The organism is Paenibacillus sp. FSL H8-0537, assembly GCF_038051995.1.
Classification (GTDB): Bacteria; Bacillota; Bacilli; order Paenibacillales; family Paenibacillaceae; genus Pristimantibacillus.
Genome location: NZ_CP150290.1, coordinates 3648793 through 3664441, shown reverse-complemented (window position 1 = coordinate 3664441; position 15649 = coordinate 3648793). Strand labels below are relative to the sequence as shown.

At 52.4% G+C, this 15649-nt stretch carries 10 protein-coding genes; all 10 read left to right on the top strand.

The window, feature by feature from the left end; all coding sequences use genetic code 11:
* The first annotated feature begins 137 nt into the window (after positions 1–137).
* The 10 genes from MHB80_RS15300 (at position 138) to MHB80_RS15255 (ending at position 15486) form a co-directional block, all read left to right on the top strand.
* Positions 138–1898, top strand: a complete 1761-nt coding sequence (locus MHB80_RS15300; RefSeq protein ID WP_341277811.1) for a sensor histidine kinase — start codon at positions 138–140, stop codon at positions 1896–1898.
* Positions 1899–2003: 105 nt separating this feature from the next.
* A complete protein-coding gene (locus MHB80_RS15295; protein WP_341277810.1) occupies positions 2004–3356 on the top strand; it encodes an ABC transporter substrate-binding protein in 1353 nt (450 codons plus the stop codon).
* A 178-nt stretch (positions 3357–3534) separates the two neighbouring features.
* Positions 3535–4404, top strand: coding sequence for a sugar ABC transporter permease (locus tag MHB80_RS15290; protein ID WP_341277809.1), 870 nt, complete (start codon positions 3535–3537; stop codon positions 4402–4404).
* Positions 4401–5222, top strand: coding sequence for a carbohydrate ABC transporter permease (locus MHB80_RS15285; RefSeq protein ID WP_341277808.1), 822 nt, complete (start codon positions 4401–4403; stop codon positions 5220–5222). The genes MHB80_RS15290 and MHB80_RS15285 overlap by 4 nt, the downstream gene beginning before the upstream one ends.
* A 38-nt stretch (positions 5223–5260) precedes the next feature.
* A complete protein-coding gene (locus MHB80_RS15280; protein ID WP_341277807.1) occupies positions 5261–6949 on the top strand; it encodes a response regulator in 1689 nt (562 codons plus the stop codon).
* Between the two features lie 20 nt (positions 6950–6969).
* On the top strand, positions 6970–8694 hold the full coding sequence (locus tag MHB80_RS15275) for a hypothetical protein (protein WP_341277806.1): 1725 nt from the start codon (positions 6970–6972) through the stop codon (positions 8692–8694).
* Positions 8695–8764: 70 nt separating this feature from the next.
* The gene (locus tag MHB80_RS15270) at positions 8765–9433 is read left to right on the top strand and encodes an aspartate/glutamate racemase family protein (protein ID WP_341277805.1); all 669 of its coding nucleotides are present in this window, start codon (positions 8765–8767) and stop codon (positions 9431–9433) included.
* A 67-nt stretch (positions 9434–9500) separates the two neighbouring features.
* Entirely contained in the window at positions 9501–10760 is a 1260-nt protein-coding gene (locus MHB80_RS15265) for a ribulose-bisphosphate carboxylase large subunit family protein (RefSeq protein ID WP_341277804.1), read from the top strand.
* Between the two features lie 6 nt (positions 10761–10766).
* Complete coding sequence (locus MHB80_RS15260) at positions 10767–12290, top strand: four-carbon acid sugar kinase family protein (protein ID WP_341277803.1); 1524 nt, start codon at positions 10767–10769, stop codon at positions 12288–12290.
* Positions 12280–15486 (top strand): glycoside hydrolase family 2 TIM barrel-domain containing protein, encoded by a 3207-nt coding sequence (locus tag MHB80_RS15255; protein ID WP_341277802.1) that lies wholly within the window; start codon positions 12280–12282, stop codon positions 15484–15486. Before MHB80_RS15260 ends, MHB80_RS15255 begins: the two co-directional genes overlap by 11 nt.
* Positions 15487–15649 lie beyond the last annotated feature (163 nt).

Here is a 15649-nt window from a genome sequence, read left to right as displayed (position 1 = left end):
CTCGTATGAGAGAATCGGCTTTGGGCTTTTTAAGCTAGTCATTTTTTGTTATAGGTTCGCTTCTCCCGATTCGTTATAATGAAAATAAAACAGGATGTGCCTGAGGGGGAATTATTATCCGGCTGCGCAATGAGCTGTTGCTGAGCTACTTTATTATTATTTTGGTGTGCATTACATTAGTCGGTTCGGTCTCCTTCTATATTTCCTACAAAACGATGGCAACTCAAGCGGAGGCTGCCAGCCTGCTGCTCGTCCAGCAAATTGAAAAAAATATGGATAATGATTTTCATAGCAAGCGCAATCTGCTGCTGGCCTCCTACAATGAGCAGAGCTATATTGACGGCGTTAATCGTTACCCCGAGCTTAGCGATCGCGAACGGTTCCTGTTTCGGCAGAAAATCAGCGATTTGTATTTGAAAAGCTTCAATGTAACGCCAATTCGTGATTTTTTGCGTTTTCAAATTTATTATAGCAACGGCGAGCTGCTTAGCTCCTCTGACGAAAGCGGACAGCATAACCCGGCGAAGGTGCGGGGCTCCGAATGGTTCCGCCAAACGGTAGCGAAGGATGGCGAGGTGTTTTACAGCGGCTTCATCCCGGCGGCAGACCGGACAGTGGATGGGGAAACGGCCTATTTTTCCTCCATTATGATCCGCGATTTTTCCAATCCCGAGCAGTTTATTTTAGTGCGTGCCGAATACCGTGCCGAGCTGTTCAACAGCATTGGCCGCAACGACGGACTTTCGGCAAACAGCAGCATTGTCATACTTGACGAAGGCAACAGGCTTGTTTATGCGCCTGGTGAAGCGCAGCGTTATGCAGGCGGGAAGGAGCTGACAAGCCGTATTAACGGCAGTCAAGGCAAGTTTTGGCTCAATCTGGATGGAGAGGATCGACTAGTGTCGTATACGAATTCCGCTTATTCGAACTGGAAGGCTGTGCTTATCGTGCCGAAGCATGATATTTTTGGCGCATTAGATATTATTAAGACGACGGTTATTGTGACCGCTTTCATTGCTTTTGCAATTACGCTGATTATTTCGATCCTGTTCGGGCAGCGGATTACGAAGCCGATTCTAGACTTGTACAAGACGGTTAACCGCATTAAACGCGGCGATTTTTCGGTGCGTGTCGAGGTGCGGCGCAATGATGAAATCGGCAGAATCGGCATGAACTTCAATGCGATGCAGGATGAGCTGCAAAATTTGATTGAGACGCGGTATGTAAACCAGATTAAGCTGCAGGAGGCGCAGCTCGCCATGCTTTATTCGCAGATCAATCCGCATTTTCTGTACAATACGCTCGACAGCATCCGAGCGATGTCGGACTATTATCAAGTGCAGGAAATTAGTGAAATGGCGCAGTCGCTCGCTGATATTTTTCGCTACAATACGAAAAACAAGGATGAAATCGTCACGCTGCAGGAGGAGCTTGTGCAAATCGAAGCATATATGAACATTCAGCGCATTCGCTTTGAAGACAAAATTTCCTTTGAGCAGCAAATTGATGACGACCTCTACAGCTTTCCTATGCTTAAAATGACGCTTCAACCGCTCGTTGAAAATGCGGTATTCCATGGCATTGAGCGCAAGCGCGGCAAAGGAACGATCGCTGTAATCGTCAGCAGAGAGGGCGGCAGCATAACGCTCACCGTCAAAGACGACGGAGTGGGCATATCCGACAAGCATTTGGCCGATATCAGAAGCAGCTTGAAGCCTCCGCTTCAACAGGGCGAAGGGTTGAGCTCGGACACGCGCAGCGGCATCGGGGTGCAAAATGTGTATTCGCGTTATCGGATTCGTTATGGCGACCGCTTCGAGTTTCATATTAACAGCCGCAAAGGTGCAGGGACCGAAATTAAGCTCCTTATTCCTGAATATTTTGAAGCGCATTCATAAAAGTCGGAATATTCAACATTAGAAGTCAAAATCATAGACAGAATTAAGGAAGCGCTTTCAATACAATAAAGAGGCAGATCATTATGAATGAGAGGGTGTCTTATCATGAGAAAGATGAAAGCGGTTCACCTCACAATGGCGCTAATGCTGGGAGCATTTTCACTAACCGCTTGCGGCAGCAACAATGGCAGCTCGCAAGGGACGAATGCCCCGGAGGGAACAGCAGCAGCTGAAGCATCCGCAAAGCCGTCAGCAAAGCCCGTTACGCTGACCTTTCTAATTCCGAATACGGAGGATGTCACGCCTTACAATCTTATTTTCAAAGAATTTGAAGCGAAGACGGGCAATAAAGTCGAGGTACAGGCGCTGCCGGGAGGCGACTATGACAATATGCTGAAAACTCGCTTCTCTACAGGTGATTTCCCTGACGTATTCCTCATGCAGCCGGGCACGAAGCAATATGTAAAGCTCAGAGCGGATGAGACGCTGTATGAATGGTCCGGCGAGGCTGGCGTTTGGGACAATGTCATCGATACAATTGTGGATTTCCAGAAGGATGCGGCTGGCAAAGCTTATGGCGTGCCATTTGGCAAAACGGGCATGATGGGCGTCTTTTACAATAAGGATGTATTTGAAAAAGCCGGCGTTGCCGCTCCAACAAATTATGCGAATTTAATTGAAATTGCTAAAAAGCTGAAGGGCGACGGCGTAACGCCGTTTTATGAGGGGGTAAAAGATGGCTGGCCGACGCAAGTCTTTTATTTGACCGGCTGGGTTAGCCAGGTAGATCAGGAGATCGGCGACGAAGGCGTGCAGAAGCTGAACGTCAATCAGTTGAAGCTGTCGGACATCGCGGCGCTGAAGGATCTTTTTGTAAAATCGAAGGAAATCAAGGATCTCGGCTTGTTCCAAAAAAATACGCTGTCCGGCACATTCGACGAGCTGCAAAACGAGCTGGGCGAAGGCAAGGTAGCAATGGCCTTTATGCTGGACGGCATTTTGCCACAGCTTGAGAAGAAATTTGGCAAAGATTTTGTAACGAATAAAATCGGCTTCTTCCCATTCCCAACTGCAACAGACACCGGCACGGCCATGATTACGCCTCCGAACCAGCTGATGGTGCCATCGAAGGCGAAAAATCTGGATGCTGCTAAAGAATTGGTTAAATTTATGATTTCGAAAGAAAGCGTCAATACCTTCTACCAAAGCCAGCCGGGCATCCCGGTGTTCAAGGATGCGACCAGCGAGCTGTATCCGATGCAGCAGACGGTTAAAGACTATATTGATGAAGGCAAATCGAAGGTCAATGTGCAAAATCGCTTGACGGCATCGTTCCTGGACTTGGGCAAAATTCTGCAAAACTTCCATATCACAGGCGACGTGGACACCGCGATCAAAGAAATGGATGCGAACTATGTGAAGGACGGCAACTCTAAGCGTCTTGAAGGCTTTGAATAAATGAACGGGGCAAAAATAAAACACAGAGACGGCAGCAGAGCAAGCCGAAGCTGTTAATTACCGGACGGGATAGGTACTGCGGGCGATGCGATCAAGGTGATCGAGACGATTAAGGTCACCCAAGGCGTCGCCCCTCGCCATCCCGGCCAAACAAGGCAGGAGCAGGAGGGCAGGCCCTATGGAGAGAAGCAAATATCCGCTATATTTTTCATTTCCGGCAGTTATCGTATTTTTATTGTTTTTCATTACGCCAACCATTATCGGAATCTATTACAGCTTTACCGACTGGAATATTAACGCCGATGCGATTAAATTTATTGGACTTGAAAATTACAAGGAGCTGTTTAACGAGCCTCGCCTGAAGCAGGCTTTTATAAACACCCTTATTTTCGCCGCCGCCGTTACGCTGCTGCAAAATGCAGTCGGCCTTGCCTTGGCGCTATTATTGAATGAAAAGCTGAAGCTGCGCAATCTGCTTCGGATGATCTTTTTTATGCCGTATGTCATTGCTCCGCTTGTTATCGGTTACATCTTCCGAGCGATCTATCATCCGGAGCATGGCATCGTCAATCAGTTTTTCGGGATGCTCGGCATCGATTTTATGGTCCAGGATTGGCTGAATGATCCGCGCTTCGCGCTGTTTACCGTCATTATGACCGACATTTGGCGGGTGGCTGGCTTTTCGATGGTCGTGTATTTGGCGGGCTTGCAGTTCATCCCGAAGGATTTGACGGAGAGCGCATCCATTGATGGGGCGAACTATTGGACGCGGTTCAAGCATGTTGTTTTTCCGCTGCTCGCACCGGCGTTTACGGTTAACGTGCTGCTGGCGATGATTGGCTCGATGAAGGTGTTCGAAATCGTAATGGTGCTGACCGAAGGCGGCCCAGGCTACACGACGGAAGTATTTTATACGTACATCCGCAATACGTTCAGCTCCGGTGAAATGGGCTATGCGACGGCGATTAACATGCTGCTGTTCGTACTCGTCACGCTTGTGGGCATTCCGGTATTGCTGGCCATGAAGAAGAGGGAGGTGGAAATGTGAGAAGCCGAAAATATTCTCCTCTGCTGCTGGAGCTGCTCGCGATCTGCCTGGCTATGCTCATTCTCATTCCGTTTTTTATGATATTCATTAACTCCTTTAAGGATATCCGGGAGTCGGCGCTGTTCGGGCTGTCGCTGCCGAGCAATTGGGTGTTCAGCAATTATGAAGAGGTATTTAATCAGGATAATCTGCTGCGTGGTTTCAAAAATAGCTTCCTGCTGTCGGCGCTCGTCGTCGTCAGCGTTAATTTTTTCGCTTCGATGGCTGCATTCGTCATCCAGCGGCGCGGCGGGAAGTTTTTGCAAGGCGTCTATCTTGCCTTCATTATGGGGCTGATCGTCCCCGTGTCGATCATTCCGACGATTCGGCTGATGGATTTGCTGCATATTAAAGGAAGCTACTTAAGCATCATTATGTATTATACGGCGGTGCTGCTGCCGTTTGCGGTGTTTCTGCTCGTTGGATTTATTAAATCGGTGCCGCGCGAGCTGGATGAGGCTGCGATTTTGGAAGGCTGCGGCTACTTCCGGCTATACTTTAAAATCATTTTGCCGCTCATCAGCACGGTGCTGGTGACCGTCTCAATCGTCGTCATTGTATCGGTATGGAATGACTTTTTCGGCCCGTTTTATTTGGTCACAGACAGTACCAAATGGACGATTGTGCTTCAAGTATTTAACTTTGTTACGCTGTACAGTACGAATTGGGGCGTCGTATTTGCCTTTATGATTGTTGTCATTACACCGGTGCTGATCATTTATTTGTTCCTGCAGCGCTACATTATTGACGGCTTGACCGCAGGCTCTGTGAAAGGCTAAACGAATAAAAAGAAGGCAGCAGGAAGGGGGCGCGGGCCATGCGCAAGGTCATGGTTGTAGACGATGAACGCTGGATACGGCGAGGACTTATTCAAATGATTCCATGGGAGGAGCTAGGGCTTGAGCTTGCCTGTGAAGCGGTTGATGGCGAAGAAGGCTACGAGCTTGCGCTGCTGCATAAACCCGATCTGCTCTTTCTCGATATGCGTATGCCGGGCTTCGACGGCAAGGAGCTGCTCGGCCTGCTGGCGGAATCTTTGCCAGACGTTGTGACGATTGTCGTCAGCGGCTACTCGGATTTTGAATATACGAAGGAAGCCATCCGCCATAAGGCGTTTGATTATTTGCTCAAGCCGCTTAAGCGGGAGGAACTGATTACGGTGCTGGGCAAGGTGCTCGCGCTGCTGGAGGAACGCGACCTACGGCAAGAGCAGCAGCAGCGGGACAGCCGGAGAAAATGGCTGCTCGACGTTTTACAGCGAGGCATGCGCTCTACACAGGATCAGACCCAAGCTTCTGCTCAGTCGTCCGCGATATCAGAGATAAAGACAGCGTCATTGACGCAGAGCTTAACTGAGCTTCCGGGCGGAGACTCAGACCAAAAAGCGCTGCTGCTGCTCGCACATCCGGACTATTATACGGAGCAGTCCAGCATTCAAGAGGCAGTTGGGAAAATAGAGCGCAGGCTGCAGCAGTGCCAGTCCTTTTATTTTGAAGGCTGCTGGACGTTTATCGCAGCCGCTTCCCCGGTTAACCTCGGCGAAATAGCCATCTGCTTGTTTGGCAGCCGCTTCGAGCATATGGAAATACAGCGGCTTGCCACTTTGCTTCAAGGCACGCTGCATGAGGAGACGGGGACAAGCTACAGCATTACCGCTGGGAGTAAGCCCTGTCTTGCTAATCAGCTTCCAGCTGTCTACAGCAAGCTTCAGCGGCGTCTGGACGGGAGGCAGCTGGGAGAAATGGCGATTATGGGATTCGTGGAGTGTGAGTTGGAGCCGGTGGAGAAGCCGGGTAAGCAACAACCGCATTTGCCTACAGGTGCTGGAAATGGCGATTTTTACCCGGCGGAGCTGGAACAAGCGTTCCTCGTGCAGCTGCAGCTTGGCAATGTGGAGCAGCTGCGCGCGGAATTCAATCGTTTTTTCACGGCGCTTGCGGCTCCTTCGCAGACGGTGGATGGTTTGCGGCGCAGCGCCACCATGCTGGTGCATGCGCTGGAGCGGCAGCTTCAAGCGGCGCACACAAGTCTAGAGCAGCTGAGCGGGAAAAGCGCACTCGCCTATATGGAGCTGATCCGGCTGCGCAAAGATCATGTTTCGGTTAAGCGGCTGTTTGAGGAGCAAATATTGCCGGCCCTTGCTGCCCAGCGCGGCAATAGCCAAGGACGGCATGGCGAGCAGTTGATCCGCGAAATCCAAAAGCTGATTGAGCTGCATTATGACCAGCCGCTTAGCCTGCCGCAAATCGCGGAAAGCCGCTTTTTGAATGCCGATTATGTGGGCCGTTTGTTTAAGAAAACGACGGGCAGCAATTTTGTCGATTATTTAACCGAATATCGGATTGCCAAGGCGACCGAGCTGATGCGTTATCCGCAGTATAAAAACTATGAAATAGCCGAGCTTGTCGGCTATGAGGACTACCGTTACTTCAGCCAAATTTTCAAAAAGAAAACCGGGCAAACGATTGGCGAATACCGCGGCGCAGTCGAAAAAACGCCGCAATAAACGTTAGGGAGAGACTTGCGATGCAAACGAGACAAATACCAGCTACGCTGACGCTTGCGGACAGAGCAGGACATGCAATGAATGCAATTGTGGGAATGGCAGACCGCGACTATAACGATATCCCTTTTTTTGCTGCAAACCTGATGAAGGAACCAGCCAATTTGACACATGGGGACTGGGATTATGGCTCGTCTCATGGGCGGATGGTGGACGGGATGATTTTGGCCCGCCATATGTCGGGGGAAACGTTCGGCAAGGAGACGGAGGAGAAATACCGGGCGAATCTGCTCTCTTTTTTCAAGGAAGATGGCCTTAGCTATCGCCAGAAGAACCCGCATCACAACTGGGAGCCGAATGCCAATCTGATCGACCAGCGCGCGGTCATTTTGTCGCTGACGAGCTGGTATATGGAGACGGGTGATCCGCTCGTGAAGGAGGCGGCGGATAATCATGTTGCGGCGCTTAAAAGGATTGCAATCAAGGAGCGCGATGTGTGGTATTATCCGGCGTCAGAATATAAGGAAGGCGGCTGGCCTTCGTCCAATGCCATACTGCTGCGGCTTGCGCCAGATCCCGCTGCCTTCTGTGGACGGCTCGTTATGCCGCTGCTGAAATACCATGAGCTGACCGGCAATGCGGATGCGTTCGAGCTGTGCCAGTTTTTCACGGCCCTCATCGTGCAGCGAAGCGGCGTATTCAACGCCGACGGCAGCTTTAACGATGCGCTCGCTTACCGCAGCGGACATTTTCATACGAGGCTAGGAACACTCGACGCATTGGCGCGGTTTGGCGTATTCACGGGGGATGCGGCGCTGCTCAGCTTTGTGGAAAAAAGCTACGCTTGGGCAGTAACCCAGTGTACCGCCTTCGGCTGGACGCCGGGCGACATGAAGGAGCAGGCCTATGAGCATGAAACCTGCTCGCTCGTCGATCTCATCGCTACGGGCATTACGCTTGCGCAAAGCGGCTATACGCGTTACTGGGGCGTGACCGAGCGTTATATTCGCAACCACCTTGCCGAGTCGCAGCTGCTCGATATGGACTGGGTTAAGGAAACGGAAGACCGATCTGGCAACATTCCTGGACTAATTACGCATGAAAATATTGCCAAGCGTACGCGAGGCGCTTTTGCCGGCTACTCGGCACCGAATGATTTTTGCTGCAACGTCAACCACGGGCGGGGACATACGAATGATTTACAAATTTGCTGCCTCGGCTCGGGCACGCGCGGGCTGTTCATGGGCTGGAGCAACACGGTTACCGAGAAAAAAGGTACCGTTAGCGTTAATTTCCTGCTCAACCGCAGCTCGGCTTGGCTCGATGTCGACAGCTATTTGCCTCATGAAGGCAAGCTGGTGCTGCATATCCACCGCGATATTCCGCGGCTTCAGGTCCGTATACCCGAGTGGGCGGGCTTCGCGAAAGTAGCCTTTACCCGTGAGCTGAACGGCAGCACAGAGCAGGGCAAGGGCAGCGAGCCGAGCCGCTGGGTAAATGAATGCTTCCTGCTGCTTGGCGCAGCATCCGCTGGAGAAACGATTACGATTACGTTCCCGCTATCGCGCCGCCAGACGGTTGAAACCGCAATCGGGCAAACGTTCATAACCCAGTGGCAGGGCGATGATGTAATTGGCATTTCGCCGGAAGGGGAGCATCATCCATTCTACAGCGGCAGACAGGTATATGAGAAAGCACCCATGCGCGAAGGCAGCATAAGGCGGGTAGAGAACGAGCTGATCTGGTAGTTCTGTAGAGCAGATTAAAGAACAGCATAATGAACAGGTTCAATAATCGATCCAAATGGAGGCTGGGAATATGACAACGGTAGTTGCGGTTTATACCGGACAAGGGCTTGCTGATCCGCTGAAGGCTGTGTTTCAGGAGGTGCTGTCAGGCGTGCGGCTGGTCAACATTATTGATGACAGCCTGATCGGCGATGTCGTCAAGGCGGGGCATATTCCGGCGGGAGTGAGCAAGCGGCTGACGCAATATTTTCAGCATGGGGAGGAGCTGGGGGCGGATATCATTCTGAATACCTGCTCCTCCGTCGGCGAAGTGGCTGATGCTGCGAGGGGAGAGCTTGGCATTCCACTCGTGAAAATTGACGAGGCGATGACCGCCAAGGCGGCAGCCGAATACGACGCGATTGCAGTGCTGGCCACACTGCCTTCAACGCTTGAGCCGACGATGCGGTTTTTGGCGAAGCAGGCGGAAGCCATTGGCAGAGAGGTCACCGTCTTGAACGGGCTCGCAGTTGGAGCCTTCGACGCATTGGTAGGAGGGAATCCGGCGGAGCATGACCGCATTTTGCTAGAAACGGCGCTTGCGCTCAGTGATAAAGCGGATGTTATCGTACTGGCCCAAGGATCAATGGCTCGGATGGAGGGCGCCGTACGAGAGGCGACAGGCAAGCCGGTGTTATCGAGTCCGCGGCTTGCTGCCGAGCAAATTAAGGCGATGCTGGCAGAGCGAGGCCTGCTGTAGCGGCAATGATTTTAGCAAGAGCAGCTGCAGCAAGGCATAAAGGCAGATTTTGCGGGAGGGAAATAGCATGGAACAAGAAAGAGTAACGGCCGTCTATTTGATAGAGACACCCTATACGCTGGAGCATGCTGCCGAGGTCATTGCTGGCGAGCAGTCGACGGGCACCTTTACAGCAGTGCCAGGCGAGACGGACCAGCTGAAGGAGCGGCACGGGGCACGGATTGAACAAATTGTCGAGCTTCCGTCTGTGTCCTCTCCGTCGCTGCCTGGCTCCAAAACGCCGCCGGGTCATGATGGTTTTTATAGACGCGGAGAAGTAACGGTATCCTTTCCGCTGCACAATTTTGGTCCGTCCATTCCGAATTTAATGTCTGCCATTGCGGGCAATTTGTTCGAGCTGCAGGAATTGTCCGGGCTGCGTCTGGTTGATTTAGAGCTGCCCGAAGCCTTCGCAGCAAGGTACCCCGGCCCGAAGTTCGGCATCGCGGGTACTCGGGAGCTAACCGGCGTGTATGATCGTCCGATTATGGGGACGATTGTCAAGCCGAGTATCGGGCTTCCAATGGCTGACTTGCAGCAGATGATTATGGACGTATCGGCTGCCGGGCTTGATTTTATAAAGGATGATGAATTGAATGCAAATGGGACCTACGCCCCTCTAGCACAGCGGGTGAGTGCGGTTATGGATGCCGTCAACCGAGCGGCTGATGCTACGGGTAAAAAAATCATGTACGCCTTCAATATTACGGGGGATATCGATGAAATGGAGCGTGGGCATGAGCTCGTCGTCAAGGCAGGCGGCAACTGTGTCATGGTCAGCATAATGAGCGTCGGACTGACGGGGCTTGCCCATTTGAGCAAATATAGCGAGGTTCCGATTCACGGTCATCGCAATCAGTGGGGCATGATGACGCGCTGTCCGCTGCTGGGCTTCGCTTTTCCAGCCTATCAGAAGCTCTGCCGTCTGGCAGGAGCAGACCATCTGCATGTGAACGGTTTAGACAGCAAATTTTATGAAAGCAACAGCTCTGTCGTCAGCTCTATTCGTGCTTGTTTGAAGCCCATGTACAATGGCTATGGGACAATGCCTGTCGTATCCTCGGCACAATGGGCGGGAACTGCTCCGGCTACTTATGAAGCAACAAAAACGGTAGATGTGATGCATTTGGCAGGCGGCGGCATTTTGGCCCATCCGGGCGGGGCAGCGGCTGGCTTTGCAAGCATGAAGCAGGGCTGGGAAGCAGCCGTTCAAGGCATTCCGCTCGCTGAGTATGCAAGTCGGCATCCTGAGCTGCAGCAGGCTATAGCAAAATACGGAAAGGGCTGAGCGGTGATGGACAGAGGGGAATTAACGCATAAGCCAGACGATTGTGAAACAAGCGGTATCGGCAGGGAGCTGGCATTCAGCAAAGGCAATAGGGGGGATGCCACGCGGCAGCAAGCGCGGGCACAATGCGCCGATCGGCTCCCGGCAGCGCAGCGCCTGCTCAGCTACTATGGGGACGATTTCACAGGCTCAACCGATGTGCTGGAAGCGCTGTTCCGAGCTGGCCTTCGCGCAGCGTTGTTTCTGGAGCCGCCTAGCGAGCAGCTGCTTGCCAGCAAATTTGCAGATCTAGAGGCCATAGGAGTAGCGGGCATCGGGCGTTCGCTGACGCCAGATGAGGCGGAGCGCGAGCTGCGTCCGGTACTGGAGCAGCTTCGGAAAATAGGGGCAGCTGTTACGCATTACAAAATATGCTCTACATTCGATTCCTCCGCTGAGGTTGGCAGCATCGGCAAGGCGGCGGAAATAGGCCGTGCGGTGTTTGGAGCTGGTTATGTTCCGGTACTGGCAGGGGTTCCTTATTTAGGCCGCTATACGTTGTTTGGCAACCATTTTGCAGCGGCGGGCGATGAGACGTACCGGCTTGATCGCCATCCGACGATGTCGCGCCATCCGATTACACCGATGGCGGAAGCGGATTTGCGCCAGCACTTGGCGCAGCAGACGGATTTAAAGACGGCGCTGATGGATATTTTGGCGCTGGAGGGAGCCGAGTCCGAAGTGGGCGAACGGCTCGCTAGGCTTGTAGAGCGCGAGCAGCCTGATCTCGTGCTGTTTGATGTGCTTGACGAAGCTAGACTGGCAGCGGCTGGACAGCTGATTTGGGCGGAAGCCCAGCAGCGCGACGGCTTATTTGCCATTGGCTCCTCTGGCGTGGAGTATGCGCTTGGAGCCTGTTGGAGGCAGCTTGGCTTGCTGCCGCAGCAGCCAGAGATTAGTGCTGCTCCAGCAGCAGAGGTTGAACGTCTGCTCGTTGTGTCGGGTAGCTGCTCGCCAGTTACGGAGCAGCAAATCAAAGCAGCGCGGGCAGCGGGTTTTGTGGGCATTCGGGTACCGGCAGAGGAGCTGCTGGACGGAAAGAAAGGCGCGGCTGCCCGGCAGCAGCTGCTGAAAGAGGCTCGGGAAAGGCTTGCCGAAGGGCACAGCCTGCTGCTTTATTCAGCGGAAGGTGTAGACGATCCAAGCATTCCGCTTTTCCGTGAAACGCTTGCTGCGCAGGGCTATGGGCCTGAGCAAAGCAGTCGCCTATTGGGCGCTTTGCTTGGCGCGCTGGCGCGGGAGCTAATCATTGATGAGCAGCTTACACGCATCGTCATCGCTGGTGGGGATACGTCCGGTTATGTGACGCGCGGCCTGGGCATTTATGCGCTGGAATGCGTGGCTGCGCTGACGCCAGGGGCGCCGCTATGTCGAGCCTTCTCGGAGGAGTCCGCGCTGGATGGGCTGGAGCTAGTGCTGAAGGGTGGACAAATCGGAGAGCGGGATTTTTTCACCCGTATGAAGCAAGGGAGGGCGGCTCATGCCAATTGAACGCGAGCAACTGCCAGATTATTGCAACTTAAACGTGCTGGAGCGCAGTACAATGCCGCCACGCAGTGAACTCATTCCATTTGACAATACCGCAGCCGCGCTGCGTGGTGACCGGAACGAATCGCCCTATTACAAGCTGCTCAGCGGGAATTGGCGTTTCCGCTACTTTGATTCGCCTATGCACTGTGCGGTCGATAGCCATTTGGAGGCTTGCGATGATACGCTGTGGGATCATATTCCCGTGCCCTCCAATTGGCAAATGCACGGTTACGGACAGCCACATTACAGCAGCTGTCCTTATCCATTCCCGCTTGACCCTCCACATATTCCACTGCTCAACGCTACTGGCTGCTACCGTACCAGCTTTACGGCACCTGAGCATTGGGAAAAACGCCAAATTCGCCTCGTATTTGGCGGAGTCGATTCCTCCTTCCATGTATGGCTCAATGGCGAGCTGGTCGGATACAGTCAGGGAAGCCATCATATGGCAGAGTTTGATATTTCCCAGCTGCTCCGCCCTGGCTCTAATTTGCTTGCAGTACGTGTCTACCAATGGTGCGATGGCAGCTACTTGGAATCGCAGGACAAATGGCGGCTGAGCGGAATATTTCGCGATGTTTATTTAACGGCACAGGCTGCTGTCACAATTGAGGATATACGGGTGCGAACCACATTTGTACCCGACTCCGCGTACCAGGAGGCGAGCCTCAGCTTGCAGCTTACGCTTGCTCAACGCAGCATTTGGAAAGACGCGGTAGAAACCGCGAGCCAAACCATAAACGAAACGGATTACAGCTCGGGAGAAGGCTTCCATTTAAGCGCCGCCTTGCTAGATGCTGGTGGAGAGAGCGTCGCTATTCAATCGTTCAACCTTCCAACGTCACATTCGCTTAAAGAGCTCCGAACGTTAGCAGTGCAGTTTCCTATTTCAGTGCCTCAGCTATGGACAGCGGAAACGCCTTATTTGTATAAGCTTTTGTTGACGCTCCATGGCCAAGACGGAGCGATAGCGGAGGTAAAGCAGCTTTCAGTTGGCTTCAGGGATATTCAAATTGAAAAAGGGAAGCTGCTTATAAATGGGCAGCCTATCGTCATTCAAGGCGTCAACCGCAATGAGTTCCACCCGCAATTGGGTTATGTAACGACCCCCGAAGCGATGCTGGAAGATATAAGGCTGATGAAGCAGCATAATATTAACACGGTTCGGCTGTCCCATTATCCGAATGATTCACGTTGGCTCGATTTATGCGACCAATTTGGCTTATACGTTATAGACGAAGCAGATTTGGAGACGCACGGCTTTCATTTTATGGGCGATGAGTCTTATTTGAGCAAACATCCAGATTGGCGTGAAGCCTATATGCATCGTGCGCAAAAGATGTTTGGACGGGATAAAAATCATCCTTCTGTCATCGTATGGTCGCTCGGGAATGAGTCTGGCTATGGTAAAAATCATGATGCTATGGCGGAATGGATCCGCAGCGCCGATCCGACTCGCCTGGTTCACTACGAGCGGGCTTATGAAGCCGCAGTCGTTGACATCGTGAGTTCCATGTACCCTTCAGTCGACATGCTCATAGAAGAGGGACGCAAGCCGGATGACCGCCCTTATCTCATGGTCGAGTTCGGTCATGCCATGGGCAATTCCACGGGCAATTTGCAGGAATACTGGGATGCGGTTTACGAATATCCCAGGTTGCTGGGCGGCCTTATTTGGGAGTGGTCAGATATGGGTATTTTGCGGCAAAAGGACGGAGAAGCTGCGTTTTACGCATATGGCGGCGATTTTGGCGATGCCCCGCACAGCGGACCATTTTGCATGGACGGGCTGCTGTTTCCAGATAGAAGCATTAAAGCATCCCTGCTGGAATATAAGAAGATCGTTCAGCCGGTGAAAATAAAGCCGGACCCCGCACAGCTTGGCAGAGTTCATATTGTAAATCGCTACAGCTTTTTGTCGCTGGGACATTTGAAAGGACATTGGCAGCTGCTGCGCAGCGGCGCTGCGGTTGCGCAAGGCGAGCTTGCCCGCTTGCAGACGCCGCCCGGGGGGGAAGAGACGTTAGACATTCCGCTCCCTTTGGAGCAATTAATGGAAAAAGGCGAGTATGCGCTGCATATCCGTTTTACAGAGCGCAATAATAGCTTGTGGTGTGACGCCGGTCATGAGACAGCTTGGGCCGATTTACTGTTTGAGGAGGCGGGTTGGTACCCGCAGGAAAATGCTACAGCGTATAACGCTAATGCTGAGTTTTCTAGTACTGTTCGTCTGGTCGCAGCCGAAGCTTCCGAATTGATTCCCGTACCAAAGCCGCCTAAGCATCAAAATTTGCAGCGGGAAGACGGCAAGCTTGTATGCCGCATAAGCGGGAACGGGTTTCAGGTAGACATCGATCAAATGACAGGCACAATCAGCAATTGGCTGCATTACGGCGATGAGCTGCTGCTCACAGGTCCACAGCTGCAGCTATGGCGTGCCCCGCTGGACAACGATGTTCATTTGGCAAAAGAATGGGTGAAAGCCGGTTATGATCGGCTTGAGTGGCAGCTGCGCCAGTTTTCGGTGACGGTTGACCATCAGGGAAGCGTCATAACTACGGCTGAAGCGATCATGGGCGCAAAAGGCGAACCAGCAGCTTTCCTCTGCAAAATGATTCACCAAATCAACGCTGACGGTTCCATAGGCGTGGAAACGACGATTGAACCGCTTGGAAGCGAGCTGCCGCCACTGCCGCGATTTGGTTTGGAGCTGCGTCTCCGTGACAGCTATGACCAGTTCAGCTGGTATGGCAGAGGTCCTCATGAATGTTATGCCGACCGTAAAGAAAGCGGCAAGCTTGGTATTTACGGCGGCACGGTAGCGGAGCAGTTTGTTCCCTATGTTAAGCCGCAGGAAAATGGTAATAAGGCTGATGTCCGCTGGGCAAAGCTTGGGAATGGGGAAGGTGCTGGAATCGGGATAACAGGCAGCGAGCGGTTCAACATTAGTGTCCATCATTATTCCACGGAAGATCTGTCGCGCACCAGCCATGTCCATAAGCTGACCAGACTGCCAGAAACGATTGTCAAAATCGATGCCATACAAAGCGGCATTGGCAACCACAGCTGCGGATACGCGCCGACGCTGGACGCTTATTTAGTAAAGCCGCAGCCGATGAAGCTGTCTATTATGCTTTTTCCGCTGACGAGCGCTTAGTAGGATGGATACTTATCAACGAATATTGAAGTGGGGAAAAATAGCAGGAAAAGGCCGATCCGGTTGCTGGATCGGTTTTTTTTGTTATTTTCACAGCATGCCGGTTGGTTCACATTCAGTTCACAAACGAGGATTAATATCCATCTATAAACCGCTTTAGGGA

Coding starts and splice junctions, on each gene's coding strand:
- MHB80_RS15295 (WP_341277810.1), top strand. CDS start 2,004: ATGAGAAAGATGAAAGCGGTTCACCTCACAATGGCGCTAATGCTGGGA.
- MHB80_RS15290 (WP_341277809.1), top strand. CDS start 3,535: ATGGAGAGAAGCAAATATCCGCTATATTTTTCATTTCCGGCAGTTATC.
- MHB80_RS15280 (WP_341277807.1), top strand. CDS start 5,261: ATGCGCAAGGTCATGGTTGTAGACGATGAACGCTGGATACGGCGAGGA.
- MHB80_RS15275 (WP_341277806.1), top strand. CDS start 6,970: ATGCAAACGAGACAAATACCAGCTACGCTGACGCTTGCGGACAGAGCA.
- MHB80_RS15270 (WP_341277805.1), top strand. CDS start 8,765: ATGACAACGGTAGTTGCGGTTTATACCGGACAAGGGCTTGCTGATCCG.
- MHB80_RS15265 (WP_341277804.1), top strand. CDS start 9,501: ATGGAACAAGAAAGAGTAACGGCCGTCTATTTGATAGAGACACCCTAT.
- MHB80_RS15260 (WP_341277803.1), top strand. CDS start 10,767: ATGGACAGAGGGGAATTAACGCATAAGCCAGACGATTGTGAAACAAGC.
- MHB80_RS15255 (WP_341277802.1), top strand. CDS start 12,280: ATGCCAATTGAACGCGAGCAACTGCCAGATTATTGCAACTTAAACGTG.